This window comes from Sphingobium sp. LMA1-1-1.1 (genome assembly GCF_040676365.1).
In the GTDB taxonomy this organism is placed as follows: Bacteria; Pseudomonadota; Alphaproteobacteria; order Sphingomonadales; family Sphingomonadaceae; genus Sphingobium.
This window is the reverse complement of the sequence record NZ_JBEGHS010000034.1, coordinates 235,035-257,359: the sequence shown is the minus strand read 5'-3', so window position 1 is coordinate 257,359 and position 22,325 is coordinate 235,035. Positions and strand designations below refer to the sequence as shown.

Annotated in this window: 21 protein-coding genes and 1 pseudogene; 8 read left to right on the top strand and 14 right to left on the bottom strand. The window is 58.8% G+C overall.

The window, feature by feature from the left end:
* Positions 1-50: 50 nt before the first annotated feature.
* From MRBLMA1_RS15275 to MRBLMA1_RS15265, 3 genes are read right to left on the bottom strand one after another with little or no spacing between them, the layout of a single operon-like run.
* Positions 51-1,523 (bottom strand): acyl-CoA reductase, encoded by a 1,473-nt coding sequence (locus MRBLMA1_RS15275; protein ID WP_363737794.1) that lies wholly within the window; start codon positions 1,521-1,523, stop codon positions 51-53.
* Positions 1,523-2,953, bottom strand: coding sequence for a hypothetical protein (locus MRBLMA1_RS15270; RefSeq protein WP_363737792.1), 1,431 nt, complete (start codon positions 2,951-2,953; stop codon positions 1,523-1,525). Before MRBLMA1_RS15270 ends, MRBLMA1_RS15275 begins: the two co-directional genes overlap by 1 nt.
* 21 nt (positions 2,954-2,974) lie before the next feature.
* Complete coding sequence (locus tag MRBLMA1_RS15265; RefSeq protein WP_363737791.1) at positions 2,975-4,351, bottom strand: phenylacetate--CoA ligase family protein; 1,377 nt, start codon at positions 4,349-4,351, stop codon at positions 2,975-2,977.
* Positions 4,352-4,931: 580 nt separating this feature from the next.
* Between MRBLMA1_RS15265 and MRBLMA1_RS15260 the strand changes: the two genes are divergently transcribed.
* Positions 4,932-5,183: a hypothetical protein gene (locus MRBLMA1_RS15260; RefSeq protein WP_363737789.1), complete on the top strand. Its 252-nt coding sequence runs from the start codon at positions 4,932-4,934 to the stop codon at positions 5,181-5,183.
* On the top strand, positions 5,180-5,623 hold the full coding sequence (trxC, locus tag MRBLMA1_RS15255; protein ID WP_363737787.1) for a thioredoxin TrxC: 444 nt from the start codon (positions 5,180-5,182) through the stop codon (positions 5,621-5,623). Before MRBLMA1_RS15260 ends, trxC begins: the two co-directional genes overlap by 4 nt.
* Before the next feature lie 8 nt (positions 5,624-5,631).
* Here the strand turns inward: trxC and cydX are convergent, their stop codons facing one another.
* The 8 genes and pseudogenes from cydX to MRBLMA1_RS15215 all read right to left on the bottom strand — a co-directional run bounded on the left by cydX (position 5,632) and on the right by MRBLMA1_RS15215 (position 13,928).
* Positions 5,632-5,733 carry a cytochrome bd-I oxidase subunit CydX gene (gene cydX / locus MRBLMA1_RS15250; protein ID WP_363737785.1) on the bottom strand — a complete coding sequence of 34 codons (102 nt, stop codon included), beginning with the start codon at positions 5,731-5,733 and terminating at the stop codon, positions 5,632-5,634.
* Between the two features lie 10 nt (positions 5,734-5,743).
* Positions 5,744-6,473, bottom strand: a pseudogene (locus MRBLMA1_RS15245) (IS3 family transposase); the annotation flags it as partial.
* A gap of 439 nt (positions 6,474-6,912) precedes the next feature.
* Positions 6,913-7,506: a hypothetical protein gene (locus tag MRBLMA1_RS15240; protein ID WP_363737783.1), complete on the bottom strand. Its 594-nt coding sequence runs from the start codon at positions 7,504-7,506 to the stop codon at positions 6,913-6,915.
* Complete coding sequence (locus tag MRBLMA1_RS15235; RefSeq protein WP_363737781.1) at positions 7,458-8,792, bottom strand: flavin-containing monooxygenase; 1,335 nt, start codon at positions 8,790-8,792, stop codon at positions 7,458-7,460. Before MRBLMA1_RS15235 ends, MRBLMA1_RS15240 begins: the two co-directional genes overlap by 49 nt.
* Positions 8,793-8,862: 70 nt before the next feature.
* Positions 8,863-9,849, bottom strand: a complete 987-nt coding sequence (locus MRBLMA1_RS15230) for a VOC family protein (RefSeq protein WP_363737780.1) — start codon at positions 9,847-9,849, stop codon at positions 8,863-8,865.
* Positions 9,812-11,005 carry a Rieske 2Fe-2S domain-containing protein gene (locus MRBLMA1_RS15225; protein ID WP_363737778.1) on the bottom strand — a complete coding sequence of 398 codons (1,194 nt, stop codon included), beginning with the start codon at positions 11,003-11,005 and terminating at the stop codon, positions 9,812-9,814. Before MRBLMA1_RS15225 ends, MRBLMA1_RS15230 begins: the two co-directional genes overlap by 38 nt.
* Entirely contained in the window at positions 10,962-12,164 is a 1,203-nt protein-coding gene (locus tag MRBLMA1_RS15220) for a cytochrome P450 (RefSeq protein WP_363737776.1), read from the bottom strand. The genes MRBLMA1_RS15225 and MRBLMA1_RS15220 overlap by 44 nt, the downstream gene beginning before the upstream one ends.
* Before the next feature lie 39 nt (positions 12,165-12,203).
* Entirely contained in the window at positions 12,204-13,928 is a 1,725-nt protein-coding gene (locus MRBLMA1_RS15215; RefSeq protein ID WP_363737774.1) for an N-acyl-D-amino-acid deacylase family protein, read from the bottom strand.
* Between the two features lie 258 nt (positions 13,929-14,186).
* On the opposite strand from MRBLMA1_RS15215, the gene MRBLMA1_RS15210 reads away from it, so the two are divergent.
* The 3 genes from MRBLMA1_RS15210 to MRBLMA1_RS15200 all read left to right on the top strand — a co-directional run bounded on the left by MRBLMA1_RS15210 (position 14,187) and on the right by MRBLMA1_RS15200 (position 17,310).
* The gene (locus MRBLMA1_RS15210; RefSeq protein ID WP_363737772.1) at positions 14,187-15,368 is read left to right on the top strand and encodes an acyl-CoA dehydrogenase family protein; all 1,182 of its coding nucleotides are present in this window, start codon (positions 14,187-14,189) and stop codon (positions 15,366-15,368) included.
* A 411-nt stretch (positions 15,369-15,779) separates the two neighbouring features.
* Positions 15,780-16,466 (top strand): type IV toxin-antitoxin system AbiEi family antitoxin domain-containing protein, encoded by a 687-nt coding sequence (locus MRBLMA1_RS15205; protein WP_363738219.1) that lies wholly within the window; start codon positions 15,780-15,782, stop codon positions 16,464-16,466.
* The gene (locus MRBLMA1_RS15200) at positions 16,459-17,310 is read left to right on the top strand and encodes a nucleotidyl transferase AbiEii/AbiGii toxin family protein (protein WP_363737770.1); all 852 of its coding nucleotides are present in this window, start codon (positions 16,459-16,461) and stop codon (positions 17,308-17,310) included. Before MRBLMA1_RS15205 ends, MRBLMA1_RS15200 begins: the two co-directional genes overlap by 8 nt.
* A gap of 368 nt (positions 17,311-17,678) precedes the next feature.
* Here MRBLMA1_RS15200 and MRBLMA1_RS15195 read toward each other — a convergent pair whose 3' ends face one another.
* Both MRBLMA1_RS15195 and MRBLMA1_RS15190 read right to left on the bottom strand, forming a co-directional pair.
* On the bottom strand, positions 17,679-18,440 hold the full coding sequence (locus tag MRBLMA1_RS15195; RefSeq protein ID WP_363737768.1) for an SDR family NAD(P)-dependent oxidoreductase: 762 nt from the start codon (positions 18,438-18,440) through the stop codon (positions 17,679-17,681).
* A gap of 246 nt (positions 18,441-18,686) precedes the next feature.
* Positions 18,687-19,583: a helix-turn-helix domain-containing protein gene (locus MRBLMA1_RS15190; protein WP_363737766.1), complete on the bottom strand. Its 897-nt coding sequence runs from the start codon at positions 19,581-19,583 to the stop codon at positions 18,687-18,689.
* A gap of 303 nt (positions 19,584-19,886) precedes the next feature.
* On the opposite strand from MRBLMA1_RS15190, the gene MRBLMA1_RS15185 reads away from it, so the two are divergent.
* From MRBLMA1_RS15185 to MRBLMA1_RS15175, 3 genes are all read left to right on the top strand, one after another.
* Positions 19,887-20,717, top strand: coding sequence for an SDR family NAD(P)-dependent oxidoreductase (locus tag MRBLMA1_RS15185; protein ID WP_363737764.1), 831 nt, complete (start codon positions 19,887-19,889; stop codon positions 20,715-20,717).
* Positions 20,718-20,744: 27 nt separating this feature from the next.
* Complete coding sequence (locus MRBLMA1_RS15180) at positions 20,745-21,047, top strand: putative quinol monooxygenase (RefSeq protein WP_363737762.1); 303 nt, start codon at positions 20,745-20,747, stop codon at positions 21,045-21,047.
* Positions 21,048-21,116: 69 nt separating this feature from the next.
* Positions 21,117-21,356: an Atu4866 domain-containing protein gene (locus MRBLMA1_RS15175; protein WP_363737760.1), complete on the top strand. Its 240-nt coding sequence runs from the start codon at positions 21,117-21,119 to the stop codon at positions 21,354-21,356.
* Between the two features lie 22 nt (positions 21,357-21,378).
* Here the strand turns inward: MRBLMA1_RS15175 and MRBLMA1_RS15170 are convergent, their stop codons facing one another.
* On the bottom strand, positions 21,379-22,290 hold the full coding sequence (locus tag MRBLMA1_RS15170) for a LysR family transcriptional regulator (RefSeq protein WP_363737758.1): 912 nt from the start codon (positions 22,288-22,290) through the stop codon (positions 21,379-21,381).
* Positions 22,291-22,325 lie beyond the last annotated feature (35 nt).

Sequence of the window (22,325 nt, the reverse complement as noted above, 5' to 3'; positions counted from 1 at the left end):
TGGGAGCTCGGTCCTCGAGCGCAATTTATCAAAGTGATGGCAAGGCTATTTCACGCTGAAATCTTTTCACGAAGTAGCGCATGCCACAATTCGGGTACGTTGCTGCAATCTTCGGACACGACCCAGGTAGCCATTCGTCGGAGAGCCTCAGTACCGTCGTGCGGGACCGTTAGTGAGTCATAGTTGAGCATGTAGCCGAGATCTGTAACCCGTTGCACACCATGCAGCGCCAACGGCAGGCGCAACTTTTCCCGAAGATGCTCCGGGAAGATGCCAACCGTTTGGACGTCGCGCGTAGTTCGGCGCAATGCAGACTCAAAGCTTTTGATCGGCACGATATTGACGGTACGGTGCGCAAGATCCTCAAAGAAGTCTACCGGTTCGTCGCACAGAGAAAGGATCACGCCGCCGTCCCGTCCGCCGCCGATCAGCTCGAACTCCTCGTCGAGCATGGTGAGCGAGTCAAGTTGTGCCGCGAATTCGCTGCTGATGCGGGGAGCCGGTGTACTGATCTGCGCTGGAAGCCGCTGGATCGAATCAAACACAAGCCGGCCGAAGCGGCGCAACTGTGCCCGACTGGTCGGATCCTCGTCGCACTCGACAAATGCCATGCGCGCATTCGCGCAGCCAATCTGGTTGTTGTAACCGACGTCGGCGGCAAGCCGCATCGCCGCCTCGCGCATTGCGTCTTCGCTTTCCAACGCCTCGCGACCTATGAAGGCTCGGCTATTTTTCGGATCGAACATCACAAGATCGAGCCCAGGCCGCAAGTAGCGCGCGATGTGAGTGATCGACTTCTTCCCACCCCAAGCCACGACGCGGTCGAAGTTCTTCGGGTGGTAAATCTTTTCTTCAAACCCGGTGTCACCGCCTCGCCAGTAAGCCGCGCTCCATGATTTTGTAAGAGGATGATGGGGATCCATGTCGATCAGCGTTCGACCGATGGCAATCGCGGCGCCCAACTCGTTTGAAGGGATCTTCACAAGCGCATATCCGCGAATGAGAGCGTTGCGAATGAAGGTGATCGTTGCAATTCCTGGCGCATTGCCGGCGATGACGTGAACCGTGGGCACGCCGATCGCACGCACCCCGATCGTCCGACCATTATACTGAGTGGTCGTGGCCCACTGATCGATATGCTCGCGTCCGATCGTGTCGATCACGGCTTCGATCCGCTCGCGAGAAAGCATGCCGTTCTTTCCCGCTATTCCCCGAAAGCTGCCGGCGCAGAGGGACGGCGGCATGTCGGAAAATGCCTCGTTGAGTTCAAGCGCCCACTTCAGATGTGGGTTGGTTTCCAAATCCAGGCGATGTCCCAGTTCGACGAGGAAGTTGACGATATCGTCAATCGACAGATCGTAGAGCTCGCTTAGAGCGTGGCGGGACGGCAGGATCAGCTTATCAAAGTATTTAGCGGCATCGGGCGCACTGAACTCTGTGCCGAACCGTCCGGCGTAAGTCATCTCTGGATCATCAATGATCTCGCCTCTGGCGAAGATCGGGATTGAGTAGGATTTCGTCATCAAGAATTCTCCAGCAGGAATTCAGTCGCGTCATCATGGGCCTGCGCTGATCCGGCGCAGCCGATCTTCTCACCATCCTCCGGAATCTTGCCGATTTCGTTGCTAAGGTAAGCGCCGGTTCGCCCGCAGGCGCATGGGTTCCAATTCAATGTAACCTGGTCGCCAGAGACAAAGCCGCCCCAGTAAGTACTGGCCAAGAGATCAAAGAAGGCGAACCGCCCGGTTTGACTGCCGCTGCGCGGTCGAACCTCGTCGGTATCGACGTCGAGGATGTAGGGAATGGTCGTCGGCGGCAGGTGGTAGTGGCGATGAGGACAGCGGGTAGCGACGCTCATCATCTCTCCCATACCGAAATCTATGTTCATGTTGCGCGCAGGTATACCGAAGGCGGAATACACCTCCTCCTGCCAATTCTCCGGCTCAACCCCATCAGGGAAGCCGCTGCCCACTGAGATCAGCGAGTCCTGAGTGAAAGCACCGGTGGTGCCTTCAGCAAGGAGCTGCCGCGCAAGTGCGTGTACGCTCCCCATCGTACCCAGCACCCAAACGCGCTGCCCGCGATGGGCGTTTATCAGTGTGTCCACCCAGGCAGCATATTGCGCTGGGCCATCGATCTTGATTTGCGCAATCTCATCCTTCCGGGCGAGGAGCCGCGGATTGATGGCGAGCATGCCTTCCTCGCCACGCTTGCTCGCCTCCTGTATGCGCCCGGCCAGCGACATCAAATCGGCGTCCATGTAAGCGCTGGGCGCTTTGACGAGGCCTTCGCCGTAGACATCTTCGTAGATGGCGAGATTGATGTTGAAGGGGCGGTTGCCCCCTTTTGGCCCGGGGAAGAAGATCGGCACCTTGTCAACGCCGGGTACCAACGGTCGATAGTGAGCCCGCTCCTCGCCAAACGGCTCCAGCCGCCACTGGCCTCCGCGCCAGTACAGCTGCCATTCCGCGACGGTACGAGGCAGAAATGTCATCTTCCCGGACGTCGTGGTCGAATAGCAGACGATTAGATCTGTCTGCTTGGCGAGCGCTGCAAACCATTCCTCGATAAGTTCTACACCGGCCATGTTAACGTGCGACAGATCGACAACCGTCAACTTGTCCAGCCAGCGTGTCAGCCGCCCAAAATCGCCTTTTTCGAGCCAAGATAGTGGATATGAATTGTAGGTTGAGGCTTTGAATAGCAGTGGGGCCAGGTCATCGAGTGTCGCGATTGCGTCGACCCCTTGTCGCACCGCCAAGGTCTCGAGCATTGCGATCTTGGGGCGCATCTCCGCAAAGCGTCGGCGCGCTCCTTGGATCCACAGCCGCTCGCGCTGTTCATCGGTGATTGAGAAGATCATGTTGTAGGAGGTGTCGACATACCGCTCGGGCGCGTCGATCAGCGTATCGATCAACTCCGAGCGGGGTGGCTCAGTAGGAATTGCGCTCATTTGAGTTGTCCTGTTCCTGGTTCAATCAAACGCCAGTCTGCGAGGTTTGTAAGTGGAGCGCGGCATCGATCCCTGCGGCGCCGAAATCACGGTTGCTGGCACGCCGAGCCTCTCGGAAAGATGGCGCGCAATGGAATCAGCGTCTGGATGCTCGACTTTCAATCGGAGTACGTCGGCCGCGCCTGGCGCTATGCCAAACTCCGGCGCGCCATAAGCCTCCAGTTCCAGTTGGACCTGCACGGGAAGCAGACGCACATCGCCAATCACTGCCATGTCCGCCGTGCGCCCGAGATAGTTCCAACGCATCAGCGTTGATCCAGTTGGGCACGGGTCCGTCCGCTCGACCACAACGTCTTCGGAGTCGAAACGCAGCATGAACTGGTCCATCCCGAACATGGTGACCACGAGATGACCCGGCGTGCCGGGCTCCACCTCGCGCCCGGTGTCCGGATCACAAATTTGCGTGATATAATAATTGACTGGCTGTGCCATACCGGAGTGCGTCTCACCGTCTAATACGGAGAAGCCGATACAGTCTGAAACACCGTAGGTATTGCGGACACGGATGTTGTATGCCGCTTCCAACCGCTTCCGGGGGGTCTCCCATTGCATGCTCGCCTCGATGATTGAGACGATGTTGCCGGACAGCAATTCGGCCAAGTCTAACCCAATTGACCTTGCCGCTTCATCATACAGGTTAAGTTGCGGCAAGGAGAGCATCAGGATGTCGACACCGATTTCCTGCCAAACTCTGATATGGCCGACAGCGTCTTCAACCGAGAAAGGAACGCCAACTGGAATTTCGAGCATGCCCGCGTCACGCATGCTGCGCCCACCATTGACGTTGGTCGGATATAGGTTCTGCGGAAAACTGAGTGAGTAATGCATGCCTGGTCGGTAACCGGCGCGCCAATAGATGGTGCGATCGATTTCCCGCATGCGATCTATGTCGTCTATTGTATAGAAGGTATACCACGGGCGACCCGTGGTACCCGATGACCGCGCAATTCGTACTGCGTCGGCCAGGTTCACTGCTCGGTGGCTGCCGAACGGCGGTAGCGCAGCCTCGTTAGCGCGCAGGTCACTTTTACGGACCATCGGGATGTCGCTAAGATCCGGAATCGTTCCTGGCTTCAATCCCGCCTGCAAGTATCGCTCACGGTAGAAGGGCAACGTCCAGGCACGCTCCCACTCTATAGTGAAGGCTGCGCGCTGCAGGGCCCTCCGATCGACGGGCGCCATCGCCTCCAACGTTGGATCGAACAGCGAACGGCTTGTGTTATTGAGATAACCGGGATGTACGGCGCCCAAGCGCTGCGCGCCGATTGACCGCCCGACGCTCTGTCCTTGGGCATCTATACGCATCTGCTGCGCGCCAGCCGCTGTGGCAAGGTTCATCCTCTCTCTCCTCGCACCATGTTTCCGCTTTCAGCGGTATGCTTGGCTTGTTAGATTTTCCGTCTACGCGGCAAACTTCCTCAAAGCGCGGGCATTCTTGCTGCGTAAGGGCGATCCTGCTCATTTAGCTGTTGAAGCCTCGAGCATGCGCGGCGATCCTGCCAAGGCATTCTAGAAAACGACTCGAAAACGACCCGTTCAGGTGCAGAAAACAGCCATTTCTTGAGAGGCTCCATGAGGTGATGCCCTCACCGATACCCTGGGACTTTTTATCGGACTGGTTCGAGTCCCAAAAGGCTTGACGCACCCGCGATCACGACTCTCGAACTTGGAGCCCTCCGCAGGAAAGGGGCTTCTTCGCAACATCTCGCCAGTTGCCGTCGGCATCCTTCAGCGCATTGGAGTGACATCACGGCCCCGGAGTATACGCTATTCGGCTCATAGTACGATTTCAGCTCTCTGGGTCGCTGGGACAGATATGGCACAGGATCCGCAACCGGCTGCGTCCGGAGAGCGCTTTCAGGAACTCCGATGCCTGGTCGATCGAGGCAAGTATGTCATCTTTCATAGATGCACAACTATGCAGACGCTGCCTCAATTGCGATGCGGCCGTCCTCGCGCAGGGCACCGCCCAGGAACCACCACGCGCTCCGGCGCGGTGCTTGCAGCATTGTTCATTGCCGGCGGCATGGCGGGTGGCTTCATCGGAACGTTCGCAGCGCGAAGGCTCGCCGCCAAAGAGGCGCTGAGCCGCGTCTTTGCCCTTCTGATCCTCGCTATCGCCGCCTATATGATGTGGAAGAGCGCAATGGCGCTCGGGGTACACCCATGACCACTGACCGAATCATCCTGTGCCCGGCCTGTGCGACGGCCAATCGCGTTCCGGAGGCTCGGCTTGCCGAGCAGCCGAAGTGCGGCAAATGCGGGCGGCCGCTGTTTATCGGCAAACCGGTCGTGCTTGATGCTGCGGGCTTTGACCGCCTGATCAGGATCGGTACCTTGCCCGTGCTCGTCGATTTCTGGGCTGGCTGGTGCGGTCCCTGCCGCTTGATGGCGCCCCAATTCGAAGCGGCTGCGGCCAGGCTCGAACCGCGTATCCGGCTCGTCAAGATCGATATAGAGGCGGAGCAGGAGCTCGCCGCGCGATACCGGATCCAGTCGATCCCAACGCTGGCGCTCTTCGAGCGAGGGTGCGAAATCGCGCGGCAGTCGGGCGTGTTGGATCAAAATGCCATGGTGCGCTGGGTTCAGGGAGCATTGGCCCGGCACTGACCGAGCAGCTACTCCTCGTCCGGCACCGAATGTATCTCGTGCCACAGTCCATTGATTATCGCGAAGGCGACGGCGAGGCCAAGGCCGAGAACCCAGGAAAAATACCACATGGGATTGCCCTCAATAAAAATCTGGATTGCTGCGGACGTCAATCAGAGTGACTCGGCCGAACATGACCTTGAACGCGAGCGGGCTGATGCCGCCAAGGTATGAATGGCGGCGGCGGGTGTTGTAGAAGCCGTTGATATACTGAAAGATGGCAGCTTCCGCTTGCCGCCGCGTTGGCCATCGCTGCCGCCAGATGAGTTCGGCCTTCAGATATTTGAAGAACGTTTCGACAGAGGCGTTGTCGTAGCAATTACCCTTGCGGCTCATCGACGGATGCAGGCCGTAGGCCTGCAATTTCTTCTGATAGTCATAGGAGCAATATTGGCTGCCGCGATCGGAATGGAAAAGGCAGCCCTCTGGTGGCTGACGCAGGCGCACCGCCATATCCAGTGCCCTGATCGCCAGTCCTTCTTCATCCTGTCGCTGACAGCCCAGCCCACGACGCGGCGGCTATGCAGATCGAAGATGACGGCGAGATAGAGCCAACCTTCTGCAGTCCAGACATAGGTGATGTCGCCCGCCCACTTACGATCAGGGGCATCGGCGGCGAAATCACCATCCAGCCAGTTTGCCGCGACACCGAGACGATGATGGCTGTCAGTTATAACCTTGTGCCTGCGCGTGCGAACTGGCTTGATCCCGTTGATGTTGGCTTCGCCGCCCTTCGGGTCATCAGTCATCCGACCCGGCGTTCGCCAACATCGAGACCTACTTCCTTCAACTCCATCGTCATCCTCGGGCGGCTTCCATCCCTGCGGAATGACCCTTTCCCAACGGTCTCTAACTGATCGAGGCAGACCGCCTGCACGTCGTTATGAATGCTCTTCCACAAGGCTTTCTCATCTTCTTCTTGTTGTGGGATTGTCTTGTCTATGACATTGCAGACGGCATCGATTAGTCCATAAAACAGTCCGGGAGGTATATCCAGAGTTTCGACATGATGTGGTCCACAGTCCAGTAATATGATTTTGACTTGTTCCGGGGATTCCGGCCATTCCATCAGGCAATAGAGAATCTGCTCGACCATTTGCCCTTCCAATTGCCCGCATTTCGATCTGGCATGTTTGACAAAATGTGCGCGCGCTTCCGGGAAGGTGACGTAATATAGATTAAATACATGTGGAGTAACATCTCCAAGAATATCGCATGCACGCTCCATAATAGTGTCAAGTAATTGCATTTTACTGGATGGCGCCATGTAGGCTTCCTTTGGTCAGAGCGGTTTCCGCCCTGCGTCCCGGATGGGCCGAAGATGTCGACTGCCGGGATTCCCGATCCAGCTGGTTCAGCGCGAGCCCCTCCAGATCCCCGGACTGGCGCCATTGTTCCAACTTTTCGACGAAGGCTCTTACGCCGGCGCCATAGGGTCCGCTCCGCGCTGTCCGGTCATCCAGCTTCCCTTCATTGTTGAAGAAACCCGGCGTGCAGTTCTCCCACAGCCGCGACATCAGGGGCGCCAGCGAAACATGGTGGTCGACCCAGGCCTGCTCGGCCTTTTCTGACACTTCGGCCACCCGGACTGCGCGGTCACGAAGCGCCTTGATGACATAGGCCACATGGCGCCCCTGTTCGAGCAGCATATGCATGAAGTTGGCGCCCCAGGCGCTCTGCGTGATGCTGACCATCAGGAAATTTGGGAAACCGTGGACGTGAAAGCCGTGGAGTGTTGTTGCACCACTGGCCCACTTGTCCGTCAGCGTCACGCCGCCGCGACCAATCACCGGGATTACCGGGGCATCGGTGTAGGGCCCGAGCTCGAAGCCCGTGGAATACACGATGCAATCAACATCGACCTCTTTGCCGTCAGCGACGAGACCGGTCGCCGTAATCCGCTCGACCCCTTTGCCCTGAGTGTCGATGAGCCTGACGTTCTCGCGATTGTAGACGTCGAGATAGCCATCGTGGAAACAGGGGCGCTTGCACAGGCGGTGTACCACGCCTTCAGGGATTCGGCGGTCGCCTTGTCCTTGACGACCGCATCGACACGCGCACGAACTTCCTCGCCCGTCCGGTAGTCGGTCAGCTGGAGCAGTTCGCCGATGTCGGCTTCCGACATGTCCGGCGTGATCTGCTGCATGGCGGCAAATGTGCGCCGCGTCCAGCCGTCATTGACCAGGTCTTCCTTGACCGGGTGCATCGAAACGACGTCGGTGAAGTTTTCGATGCGTTTCATCTGCCAGCCGGAGGGCTGGGACTTGTACCAGGCTTCATCGGTCGGATGCTCGTTGCGCACGTCGATTGCGGAGGGCGTGCGCTGCACGACCGTGAGATGCTTGGACCATTGCGCAAGGTGCGGGATGCACTGGATGGCCGTCGCGCCCGTGCCGATGATGGCCACGCGCTTGTCTTTCAGCTTGGTCAGGCCGCCATGGGCGTCACCGCCGGTATAGGCAAAATCCCATCGGCTGGTATGGAAGCTGTGCCCCTTGAATTCCTCGATCCCGGGAATGCCGGGAAGCTTGGGCAATTGCAGCGACCCCGAGGTCATCACGAAATATTTTGCGCGAACCGTATCGCCATGGTCGGTCGTGATGATCCACCTGGCGGCCGGTTCGTCCCAACGCGCTTCCTTTACCGAGGTCTGAAGGAGGGCGTTGTCGTAAAGGCCGAACTTGCGGGCGATGGCTTGGGCATGCGCCATGATTTCGGGGCCGCTGGCGTAATTCGCCTTGGGCATGACGCCCATTTCCTCAAGCAGCGGCATATAGACGTAGGATTCGGTGTCGCAGGCAACGCCGGGATACCGGTTCCAATACCACACCCCGCCAAAATCGGCGGCCTTGTCGATGATGCAGACATCATCGATACCGGCCTGGCGCAGGTATACACCCGCATGTATTCCACCCCAGCCACTACCGAGGATCGCCACCTCGACATCTTTTGAAACGGGATCGCGCGTCAGCGGCGCGGCATTCGGATCGGCCTGAAAGTGGGCCAGCTTGCCTTCCATCCGGGCATATTGCCCCATGCCCTCCGCGCGGACCCGCTTGGCCTTTTCTTCTTCATACTTGCGGAACAGCGCGGCGGTATCGACGCCATTTCCAGAACTTTTCTCGACCATATTCCGTTCCTCTGATCTCTATTTGCACGGCCCTGACGCAGTGAAGCCCGTCAACGTGTCTGAGGGAATGTCAGGCAGGCGTGAACGCGTGGCCCCAGTCGCTGCCGCGTGTCGTTTCGAAGAAGACGTTCTCGCTCCAGTCGTTGATCTCCCGGCCACCGGTGCCGAATTCGAGCGAGAAGCCTGCTGGCGTGCGCATGTAGAAGGAGAGCATCTCGTCGTTGATATGCCGGCCGAGGGTCGCCGTGAGGCTGACGCCGATCCGCTTGGCCCGATCAAGGCAGCGCCCGACGTCGTCGATGCTGTTCGCCTGGAACATGATGTGGATGCAGTGGCCGGGAATAGCCAGTTCCCCCAACGCCATGCTGTGCTGGCGCGGATTGGCGCAATGCAGGAAGCTTACCCGCGCCATCCCGGCAGGGCCGGGGACACGCAGGATATCGGATACCGCAAACCGCCCCGGGCGGTCCCAGAAGGCGAGTTCCGCATCATATTCGTCACCCACCGCCAGCGCGACATGGCCCAAGCCCTGCCTGCCTGTCACGAACCCGCTCACTCCGGCGGGCGAGGTAAATGGAGCGAACTCGGATATCGCGCCCCACGCGATTTCATGTGTTATGCCCGCCGGATCGGCGAAGGAGAAATAGTTCTGCACGCGCCGAAGGTGCGAACCCTGGGGCGTACCATCGTTGATGGTGACCCCATCTTCTGCAAAACGGGCGCGCGCGGTCGCGAAATGCGCCTCGCACCCGACCAGCCAGCCGCAGGCAAGCAAGCCATCATCATGTCCGGGCAAGACCGCCAGCCGGAAGTCGCGCTCATCAATTTTCAGATAGAGCGAACCATCCGGGCCATCGTGCGCCATCGCGCCGACCACGTCCTGGCCGAATTGCCGCCACGCCGCCGTTTCGGCCGCGCCGACAAGAAGATAGGCCAGTTCTCTGATTTCCATTCCCGCCTCCCCAGTTTGGATGGGACGCATCTGCAACAATTTGTCGATCAGCACTCTAGGCCCTTTGCTAGGCCTCGATCGCCTCGAGCGCGCGCTGGCGGGCATGGCCCTCCTCCGCACCGGCCATTCCCGGTATGGTGTACCGGCCCTCACAGCGGGCGAGCACCCCCGCGACGTCGGCGCGGGGCACGTAGAACTGCTTGTACCAGGTGCGGACCTTCAGGAAGTTGCCGTCGGCAGGCATCTGCATCACCTTCAGGCAGGGTTCCTTGTTGGACCAGATCTCGAAATCCTGCGCAAAGGCATCGAGGCTGAGCTTCTGGAGCGCGCGCGCCTGCACAATGTCCTGGGGGGTCGGCTTGCGCTCGGCGATCTTGCAGAGCACGGCATGCCAGACGCGCACCGAACCGTCATCGACGGGGGTATGGGCGATGAACATGATCGAATCGTTGGAGTTGTCGCCGATAAAGCGCGAGAGAAGGATGCCGGGACCGGTGTAATAGGTGATGAACTCAGAGATTGGTACATCGTGACCCAGGATCTCGTGCTTGCCGCCCAGCAACTGTGTCACGCGATGGCCGCAGATGATGTTCTCGAAATAGAACTGCTTGGTCGTGGCGTGGATTGGCCCAAGGTGCTGCGTGTCGCAGATATTGTCGATCACCTCGATCTGATGCAGGTTCATTGCTCCGAGTTCGTCGATTTCCCATTGCACATAATGCTGATCATCCCACTCGGGAATTTCAGGCAGATCATAGTCAGGTGCCCCGCCTTCGGGATCATGCCAATAGAAGAGCGCCCCGTATTTCTCGACGACCGGGTAGGCCCCCAGCTCGGCGGCGGGCGGAATCGTCTCGGAATAGGGTATCTTGTTACACTTGCCATCGGGACCGAAGCGCCAGGCATGATAGGGACAATGGATGGATTCTCCCTCGATCTGCTCGCCCCGCTGCGTCATGAATGACGTCGTGCTCTTGCCGATATGCGTGCGCATGTGCGGGCAGTAGGCACCAACCATATAGGCTTTGCCGCTTTCACCGCGGTAAATCACCATATCGCGCCCAAAGAAGCGGACACAATAGGGCTTCTGCCCTATCTGGGCAGAGGTCGCCACCATGAACCAGCCTCTAGGGAAGATGAACGGGCCAAGTCCATAATCTTTTGCGGTTGCCATCTCTTTGTTCTCCCAAAAATACATCACTGAAATATTTTTCAGGTCATATTCTGATCTGGATTTTGGCAAATCCTGCGATGTTTCCAATGTCCGTTGCGAGCTGGACTTCGTCTTCGACCAGCCGATACTCCGGCGCCATGTCCAGCAATATTTGCAGCATGGTTTTTGCCTGGAGCCGGGCTACATGCGATCCCAGGCAGCGATGGGGACCAAGCCCGAAAGAAAGGTGACGGATGTTGTCGCGGTGGAAATCGATCTCGTGCGGATTTTCATATTCTTCGGCGTCGCGGTTCGCGGCCGCATAGGACATGAAAACCTGTTCACCGGCCCTGACCTGTTGGCCTGCCACGACGACATCCGCGGTTGCCCGACGCACATTGCCTTGCGTCGGCGGGAACACGCGCAGGAATTCCTCGATGGCATTGTCCATCAAATGGGGATTGTGGATCAGTTCGTTCCGGCGGTCCGGGTTGCGCGCCAGCCACACGGCACTCATCCCGAACAGCGCCTGGGTCGTGTCCAGTCCGCCGCCCAGCAGGATCAGGACGATGCCCTCGATCTCGTCGACGCGTAATTTCCGCCCGGCCATCTCGACATTGTACAGATACTCGATCAGGCTGCCTGGTGCCGGCGCGTCCTTGAGGCGGGCGATTTCCGATCGCATATAGTCGATCATCTTGGCCATGCCCTCAAGGCGCTCTTCCATGGGTTTGCCGCTGTAGATCAGTTCATGGAGCGGCGGCGCGTAATATTCCCAATCCTCGGCCGGCAGGCCGGCGACAAGGCAGGTCACCTTGCCAGTAAGCGGCAGCGCATAGTCCCACTTGAGATCGCCTTCACCCTTTTCGACGATCCTGGACATCAAGGCTTCGGCGGTTTCCCGTACGAAGCTCGTCAGCGCCTTGGCCTTGGCGGGGCCGAAGGCCGGGCCCAGAATGGCGCGATAGTCGTATAACTCCGGCGGATCGACATTGATGGGGATCATCAGAGTCGGTTCGAGGTCGGGAATGACATCTGTGGGATAGTTCGAAAAGACGTCGACATTCTTGGCGATTTCGAGGCAATCCGACGCCTTGGTCGATATCCAGAAGCCGCCATAATTTTCGCTATGCGTGAACGGACATTTCTTTTGCATATGTCCGAGAATGTCGATCGAATGACTGCGATATTCCGGGCTATGATGATCGAAATTGGCCGCAAGCTTGTCGAGCTGGGCTTCGGTAAGATCGTTGGTCGGGCTGAACATTGCTGAATCCCTCGAAAAAGAATTGCGTCTCCGTCGCGGTCAGGCAGCGACAGGCGAAGGGCTGGCGACACGGGCTTCCTGCCCGAGAAAGCGGGCCGGCATCACGCCGGTATACTCGCCGTCCTGCTGAACCAGGACGCCGCTGACGAACGTGTAGCGAAAGCCGCCAGCGGGCCGCCGCAGGCGCGATCCGCCCCCGGGAACGTCGAACACCTTCTTTTCCGGCGCCCAGTTGAGATCGTCGAGGTTGAAGACCGCGACGTCGGCGATCTTGCCGACCTCGAGCGTCCCGCGGTCGACCAGTCCCAATACCTTTGCCTGATCGCTCGACATGCGCTTGACGGCGACCTCGATCGGCATGTCGTGGCGATCACGCACATGGCGGGTCAGGACGAGAGTGGTGTCTCCCGCGCCGTCGAACATACCGATATGCGCGCCCGCATCGCTGCCGCTGATCAGCGACTCGTCAGCCGCGAGCAACTGCCCGACCACATCCAGATCGAGATTGGTAAAGGGGCAAACCAATTCGGCCTTGAGATTGTTTTCGAGCGCCCAGTCGGCCAGTACGTCCGACGGGTGCCCCCCGCGCTCGCCGAGGATCACGTCGAAAGTCTTGCCGAGATAGTGTTCATATTCCGGCCGGTCGACCGTGATGATCCGGCATCTTGCAAGCCCCCCGCGGCTGGGGAAACCCTCCTGGACGGCATCCCACTGCTCCCGCGCCGTCGCGCGCCATGCCGGGTCGGCAAGGCGACGTTTCTTTTCGTCGTCGGGGACGACCGACTGCACAAGATCGGCCCACGCCGGCATGTACATCATCACCATGCATTGATGGAAGTTCACGACGAGTTCGATCGAACGCGGCGATGCGAAATAATAGAAGGTGGCACTCTTCGCCCGCATCTCGCGGCCGAGTTTGAGAAGGCGCGTTGCATATGTAGCGTCCTCGGGGCGTTCATAGATGCCGTTCGACATGACCGGCACGCCGCCATGCCGGATCGACAGCTCGCACATCTCGCGCAGGTCCTTTTCCTGGTTGTCGAGCGAACTGAGGTCCGGGATGATCTGAACGACACCCTTGTTCTCGGCGGTGACCGCGAAGAGGTCGTCCCATTCCTGCGCATCGGCAAAATAGCTGGGAACCTTGTTTCCATCCGGATTGACGTCAAATCTCGAAGTCGAGAAGCCGAGCGCGCCTGCCTTCATTGCCCGATCCAGGCACCCGGCCAGACGCTTGCGCTCTTCCGCCGTGGAGGGGCGGTTCCAGGATTCGTCCCCGACCTCGAACATGCGCAGCAGGGAATGGCTCACCAGCGTCGCCACATTGACGGCATATTCGCGCGAGCGCAGGTCGCTGACATAGGCATCGAAGTCGCCCCAGGTCCACGGGACTTCCGTGTCGAATACGCCGCGCGGCAGGTCCTCGATATAGCTGAACAGGGCAGAGATGCCCGGAATTTGGTGCTTGTGAATCGGTGCGATGCCAAGACCGCAATTGCCGATCAGCAGCGTGGTGACGCCATGCTGGGCAATGGGGTCGAACCTGGGATCCCAATATAGTGAACCATCATAATGAGCGTGCGTGTCGATGAATCCGGGCGAGACATAGCAGCCGTCCGCGTTGAACACCTCTTCCTCGCCTGGGGCCAGATCCGGGCCGATCTCGACGATCCTTCCGGTCTTGATCCGCAGATCAGCTGTAAATGCCGGCGCGCCCGTCCCGTCAATCACACGACCACCCTTGATCAGCGCATTACCCCTCACGATCCACTCTCCTCAAGTCAGAACGATACATTCTTTTTCAAGTATAAGTTAAACATAGGCATGCGGTATTTGATGTAGATCAAAATATGTAATAAAATGTTTAGTCTATTCAGACTATGACAGGAGATACTGAGGGTAGTATTGTGTCAAATATATAATTTCCTGCAATATAACTTGCGTGAGATTGATGAATTTTCGCAAAACGGAAATTGTACTTTCAATGGCTGTGGAGTAATTATTGTGGAATCGATATCGCCCTTGGCTATTGCCGACGAATTAGCCGCGCCGACCGTCGAGGATCTTGTCGCACGGGCGCGAGCACTGGTCCCGTTGCTCAAGGAGCGCGCCGCCGAAGACGAGAAAAATGGCCTGGTCAACCCGGATACAGTAAGGCGCATGAAGGAGGCGGGCCTGTTCCGCGTCTTCCAGGCGCGGCGCTGGGACGGCTACGAGCTCGGGCAGCGCGCCTTTGCCGAAGTGCAGATGACGCTCGCCGAGGGCGACATGTCGGTCGCCTGGATTTTCGGCGTAATCAGCCTGCACTCACTGCACATCTGCCTGATGGAAGACCAGGCGGCACAGGACGTGTGGGGCGAGGACAGTTCGGTGCTGATCGCGTCCCCCTATATGCCCGGGGGCATCGCCAAACCTGTGCCCGGCGGCTACGAGATCAGCGGCCGCTGGGCCTATTCCAGCGGCTGCGACCATTGCGAATGGACCTTCCTTGGCGGCATCGTCGATGGCACCGACGGGCAGGATCTCCGGTCGTTCCTGCTGCCGCGCGCGGACGCCAAGATCGTCGGCGGATGGGATGTCCCCGGGCTGCAGGCGACGGGCAGCCAGGACATCGTGGTCGAGAAGGCGTTCGTGCCGGAACACCGCACACACAAGTTCATCGACGGCTATAATTGCCAGAATCCGGGCCGCTTCGTGAATCCGGGCGCGATCTATCGCTCACCGTTCATGCTGGTGTTCATGCGCGGTATTACCAATTCGCAGATTGGCGCGCTCCAGGCGATGGTTGATCTGTTTAAGGAATATGCGCGGGAGAAGGTCTTTGTCGGCACTCGGACCGGGCGTGACCCGGACGCGCATTATGCGGTCGCCATGGCCACGGCTGGCATTGCGGAAATGAAGAATACGCTTTTCGCCAATCTCCAGACCATGGCCGAGTATGCAGAGCGCAACGAACCCTTGCCGATGGAAATGCGCCACTTATTCCGCTTGCAAAGCGCTGCGGTGGCTGACCGTTGCGTCCGGCTTGCCGAGGACATGATGACGATTGCCGGCGGCGGCGGCGTCTATGAAAAGACCAGTATCCCGCGCATCTACCGCAACATGCGCTGCGGTCGTCAACACGCTGCTGCACAATTCCGCATGTACGCACGCACGTTCGGCGATCTACTGATGGGCGGCGCACCTGTCGACCTGATGCTGTAGCCGTGGTGGCCATGCATCAGGCAAATTCCTGACGACCTTATATTGCTCGACGGATTGCCGCTGTAGTCCAGGCGCTTTCTTGAAGAACCTGTCCTACAGCGCATCCTTCCATTGCTGCACGGACGATGCACCATCGGCCATAAGAGGCACGTTCGAGTGCCTCATAGAACTTGGCAAGGTGAGGTGGTGGGTCGTGTGGCGGGATTGGCTGAGTTTCGGCGGCATTCGACCGTAAAATCAATTATGCGAGAAAAGGGGCGCCAAAAGGGTCACTGGCGCTTTCTATCTCGCCATAAAATCTAAGTATCTGATATACTTATATTGAGTATTGGTGCCAGAAGAGGAACAAATAGTGCACGCCGTTTCAGGAAATTCTTGAAACTTTCACTCTTTGAAAGTATCTGGAATTTTATGAGCGCGCTTGCTGATCAGATTACACAATCAAGCCTTGTTGATCGGATTTTCAGCGAAGGTCAGCTTCGTGAGCTTCTAGGCGGCAGCGATGCTCGTCGCTATGCTCTGGTTCATAGGGCGCTGAAGGACGGTTCGTTGATCCGTCTCAAACGGGCGACCTATATGCTCGGTCGGCGCATCAACAACGATGCCGTCCATCCCTTTATCGTGGCACAGGCGCTCCTGCCGGGCAGCTACATCTCGTTTGAAACTGCCCTGGCCTATCATGGCTGGATTCCCGAAAGCGTTTTCACCACGGCAAGTGTTTCACCAGGCCGCAAGACGATTACCTATGATACACCATCCCTCGGGCAATTCAGCTTTCATCCGCTCGCGCTCCGGGAATACCAATTCCTCACGGGCGTAGATCGCGAAAAATTCGGGAAACTCACAGCATTTGTCGCGCAGCCCTTACGGGCGCTGATCGATCTTGTCGCTCTGCGCAAGGAGCAATGGTCCGGCCTGGACTGGCTCACCCAGGGCATGCGGATCGACGAGGACCGGCTGCGATCGCTCAGGTGCAAGGATTTTTCCGCACTCCGCCCCGTTTACAGGCACAAGGCCGCCAACGAGTTCCTCCATTCACTCGAAGACGCCATTCTGACGATCAAAGGTGCGGCTAAAGGACGCCCCTCGGATGATTGAGATTATTCAAGAAAAGCTCCGCCAATATGGAGCGACCAACGCGATCGAGGAAGAGAATGCGACCAAGGAGATCGTGCAGGAGATCGCCCTCTACGCGCTCTGGCGTGCCGATTTTTTTGATATCGCTCTTTTCCAAGGTGGCACCAGCCTACGCATTCTGCATCGCCTTCCAAGATTTTCCGAAGTTCTCGATTTTATGCTCCGGTCACCGAACCCCGAGTTTGACTGGACATCCTATCTCAAAATTCTGGTCGAGGTTTTTGCGCAGTTTGGATTGAAGCTCGATGCCCAGCCCAAGGAAAGGATGGACAAGGCGATTCGGGAGGCAGTGCTCAAGGATGAATCCATCGCGAGCCAGCTCGATCTGACCTTCGCAGGCACCGGACGTCGCCGGACGATCAAGATCAAGCTCGAGATCGACACCAATCCGCCGCCCGGATCCGGCGAAGCCAGCACCTTTCTCGATTTTCCCGCCGACTACGAGGTGCGGCATCAGGATATGTCTTCCAACTTCGCGCTGAAAATCCATGCCTTGCTTTGTCGGGGCTATTTGAAGGGCAGGGATTGGTATGACTTTTCCTGGTACGTCTCGAACGGGGTGTTGCCCAATCTGACACATCTCCAGGCGGCCCTCATACAGGCAGGCCCATGGACGGGGCAGGCAGACCTCAAGATCGACATGCTATGGTTGGAGGGTACGTTGCGGAACACCATAGCCACTATCGACTGGAAGGCCGCCGCCGACGATGTCAGACGCTTTTTGCGCCCGGCGGAGGCAAAGTCGCTGGAATTATGGAGCGACCGCTTCTTCGTCGCAAAGCTTGAGAAGATGGCGGCGGCGTGACTTGGCCATTCAGAGATGGGGATCAGCGGCGTTTTGTCCAACGCACTGACTGGTTGCCATGCCGCAGAGAGAAACCTTGACGCTTTCCGCGATAAAGCCGCCAGGTCGTTCTACGGCCTGAACAGAACTGGCGGTCAAATCGCGGCTTACCGGCATTCGACATCTCAGGAAGGAGACGACCAATATTCGCCTCTCAGGAGCCCGTCTGGGAATGACTGCTTGTGCCGAAACCCGCCGTTCGCCAACCGCCAACCCGTTTTGCGGCCTCGGCACAAATTCCAGTCACGTGGGCGGTCCGTGCAGGACCCCATATTGGAGTGAGACTATGCGCGGGTGGCGCCGACCCGGAGCCACCCGCGCTCTATCGATCAGCCGATCGCAACGCTCATGCCGCCATCAGCCATGACAACCGAGCCGACGATGAAGCTCGCGCGATCGGATGCGAGGAATGCCACGATTTCCGCGATTTCCTTCGGATCTGCTGCGCGTCCGATGGGCGCATTCTGCCCATGGTCGGTGAGGAATTCGCGGCCGTCATCGCGGAAGTGGTTGAGCAGGTTGGTGACCACGTCGCCGACGCCGATGGCATTGACGCGGATGTTGTGCCCGATTGCCTCGAGGGCTTGCGTGCGGGTCATCTGGGCAATCGCGCCCTTGGAAGCGGTGTAGGCCGCGATACCTGGGAAGGCGAAGTAGGACGCATAGGAAGCGATGTTCACGATCGCGCCCGAACCATTCTTCATCATCGCCTTCTGGGCTTCACGCGAGTGGAGGAAGGCGCCAGTGACATTCGTCTGCATCTGCCACTCCCACTCCTCGCGGGAGAGGTCGATCATGTTCTTGTAGAGGATGCGGCCGGCATTGTTGACGAGGATGTCGAGCTTGCCGAACGTATCGACTGCAAGCGATACGGCCTGTTCTGCGATGCCGTCCACCGTGATGTCCGCGACCAGGGCGACAATGCCGTCGCGCTCGAGATCCTTCACCGCCGGATCGACGTCTTCCGCAACGACCTTGGCGCCACGCGAATGCAGCAGTTCTGCGATCGCTCGTCCGATGCCGCTGGCTGCCCCCGTCACGATGGCAACCTTACCCTTAACTTCATTCACAGTGTTCACGATGCTGGTCATGATCTCTCTCCATCTAGGATCGCTCGATTTGTGCCGGCCTTGGTGATCCCTGGGTCAATCCGGCTCCGTCGGATGACGTGAACCGGATATGTCATTTCCACCGCCGACCTTCTCTCGGGGCTATGCGAAAACTGTCGGAGTTTTGCTTGATTTTGCCTATCGGGAGCTTTCCCGTGCGCTGGGCATGTGGAAGTTACGGCCAAAGGCAGGGCGTGCAGATCGATAGATTATTCTTTGGTGCCGTCGTCATGCCCGTCGGTACGACCGGGGCGAAACGCCCGTTTCCTTGCGAAAGACCTGCGCGAAGTGGCTCGGACTGGAATAACCAACTTCCATGCCAACCGAGATGATCGGCTGGTTGGTTTCCCTGAGCAGCTGCCGTGCACGCCTGATGCGGAGGCGGATGAAATATTGTGATGGAGCAAGGCCCGTGGCTTGTTTGAACTGGCGGCTGAAGTGGGCGATGCTCATGCTCGCAACATCGGCATAGCGAGCGAGATCGAACTCTTCGCCCATGGATTGCTCCATAAGTTCGGTGACCCGTCGAAGGCGGTAAGCCGGAAGCGCGTTACGTCGCCTGCTGCCATCCTGCGCCTCGTCGCGGTAGTGTTGAACAAGACGGATGGCGAGGGCCTGGGCGAGGCTTTCGAGATATAGCGGGCTTGGTCTCGGTTGCCCGGCGATCTCCTCTGCAATCAAGGCGATGTAGGGCGCAAGCTGATCGTCCCGCGCGCCGGATACCTCTGAAAGCAGAGGGCGGTGCTTGCTTCCCAGGACTTCGGCACCGGCCCGTTCCATCAGTGGCAAGCCGAAATGAAGGTGCATCACTTCGAATGGACCGTCATCGAGTGAATTCCAGCGCAATTCATATGGCGCATCGGAATCCGTGATGAAGAAATCACCGGCCGCCACGCGGGCAGCGGTCCATTCGCCTCCAAGCTCACGCTCTTCGACGATGGCAGTCCCCTTGAGGATCCATACGATAAGGGGCTCAGCTACGGCAGGGACAAGGAAGCCGTCCTGTTCACGTTCTCGGACGAAGATCTGGGCAATGACCGATTTCATCGAACGATCGCCGCCGTCCGCAACGAGCCGCCCCCGAATATGCTTGTCCAGCGTTTCTGCCGCCGTCCGCTCTGTCATTCCGTAACGATCCTCGCGCCATCGATCAGTTTGCGGAGCCCACGGCCGCTTTAGACCGCATGCCTACAAGGGCTTCGCTTCTATCTCCAAGTGGCTTTGATGACCCCTGCATCGGGATACCGAATTGCCAGCGGGTCTTGCGGGGTGGCAGCGGATAAACAAGGGGCATCGCAGCAAGGTGGCCAATTTATGTGGTGCGGCTAACAAGCGCGTTCGGAACGGGAGTGATTATGCGCCGACATGTGAAGCCCTAAATCCTGTGCAGCAGAGCGGCAGGTGCCGCGGCCATTTTTGGAGGTTGGAATGGCGCACAAGACCTGGTTCATCACAGGCGTTTCTCGTGGTTTAGGTCTGGAAATCGCTGCGGCTGCAATCGCACGCGGCGACGTCGTCGTCGGAACCACCCGCGACGGCCGCGTGCCCGAAGCGATTTCATCAGAGCGCTTGCACATCATTCCGCTCGAACTGAGCGACATGGCGGCGATCGAGCAGGCTGTATCCAAGGCTGCGGGCGTGGCTGGGCGCCTCGACGTGATTGTCAACAATGCGGGATTCGGCCTGCTGGGATCGATCGAGACGGCGTCTCAACGGGAGATCGAGCAGATATTCATGGTGAATGTCTACGCGCCGCTGGCCGTGATCAGGGGCGCGCTCCCGCACCTGCGAAGACGTACGCGCGGTCATATCATGAACATCTCCTCCGTGGCGGCCATCGCGCCCGCTCCCGGGTCCGGGATCTACTCTGCCACGAAAGCGGCAATCTCTGCCTTGTCGGTGAGTTTGGCACAGGAAGTCGCCCCGATGGGCGTCTGGGTCACGACCGTCTCGCCGGGTTCATTTCGAACCGAGTTCCTTTCGGAAAGGTCGGTTTGCCGCACACAGCGCAACATCGACGATTATGCCGCCACCAGCGGGCGGGCCGTCACGGGCCTGCTCCACAAGAACGGCAAGCAGATCGGCGATCCTGAGAAGGCAGCTGCCGCAATTCTTGCCGCTGTCGACGCCGATGAACCCCCGCTCGACCTCGTCCTTGGCAGCGACGCCCTGCAGCGCACGCGCGCTCGGCTCGACCGCTTTGAGGACGATCTGCGACAATGGGAGGACATTTCGACCAGCACCGATTTCGCGATCTGAAAATGTTTGCCAGAAAGGAGTAATATCATGGCAGAACACACCAACCTTGCCGAAATGAGGGCCAAGGCCGGGCGCAGCGAAGAACTGGGTGCTGCGCTGCAGCGCCTGGTTGCCCCCTCCCGCGCGGAATCCGGCTGCATCATCTACCAGATCCACCAAGGCACGCATGATCCGGATTTGTGGATGGTCTACGAGGTCTGGCGGTCTTTCGACGACCTGACCGAGCATTTCAGCCTTCCGCATATGCAGGCATTCGTCGCCAGCGTGCCGGAGTTGGTTGAAGGCGATCTTGACCTCAAACCCTTCATCCGCGTCGGCCCCACGGCTTGATTGATCGGACGGGCGGACCGGCTAAACCCCGTCCGCCAGGCCGCAACTTTGAACAACATGCGAGGCAGGATGACGCAGCAGCGCGACTATGTCGGAATGTGGGTCACGAAGGATGATTATATTCGCCATGAGCTTCTGCCCAACGGCCGCTACGACGAAGCCCGCGGAAAGAAGAATAGCGCCTACCAGGGGCGCTATGAGGTCACTGGCGATCATATCGAATATTGGGACGACACCGGGTTTACGGCTGATGGCGATTTCAGGAACGACGTCCTCTATCACGCCGGGATGGTCCTTTACCGCCAATAGGCTGGATTAAGGCGAAAGGGGGCTACTCTTTCGCCTTCATTCGTATGAAGTCGATGAACGCACGCAGCGCTGGCGCCATCTGGCGCTGCTTGGGATAGCAGAGGAAATAGCCGGGGTAGTAAGCGCAGTAGGGATCGAGCATCGGCACAAGCTTGCCGCGGGCGACAAGTTCGTCTGCCTCACGGTTTGTCGCAAGGGCGATTCCGACATGATCGAGGCAGGCGCGCATCATCATCGGACGATCCGTCGCGATTAGTGATCCGCTGACGGCCAGCTCGAACCACTCGCCGTCGCGCTGGAACTCCCAGTTGTAGGGGAGTGGACGTCCTGCCCACCGCCACCGGATGCAGTTGTGATCGAGGAGATCCTCGGGCGTTTGCGGCGCCGCATGGCGTTCCAGATATTGCGGCGTGGCGACCGGATACTGCCGCAGTTCGCCACCAAGCTGGACGGCGACCATGTCCCTTTCCACGACTTCTCCGGGCCGCAGGGCGATGTCCCACCCGCCTGCGACAATGTCCACGGTGGCATCATCGACCGTCACATCGAGAAGGATCTGCGGATATTTCTCGAAGAACTCGCCCAGGATCGGCTCGATATGCGCCGCAGCAGCCACCCGCGCCGCATGCACGCGGACCGTCCCGGCAGCGCTGTCGCGGAAGTGCGACGCATTCGCCAGCGCCGCCGCGATCTCATCCATGGCCGGACGCAGCCGCTGCAGGAGCGCATCGCCCGCGGGGGTCAGGGCTACGCTGCGCGTCGTGCGATTGAACAGACGAAGTGACAAACGCTCTTCGAGGTTGCGGATGGTCTGGCTGAGGGACGAGGGGGTAATGCCCATTTGCGCGGCCGCCCGTGAGAAGCTGGCATGCTCGGCGACGGAAACAAAGGCGCGCAATTGCGCAAACTCGCTGCCCTGAACCGCCGGCGTCATGGAGTACCTCACTCGTGATGAACCCGGACATTATG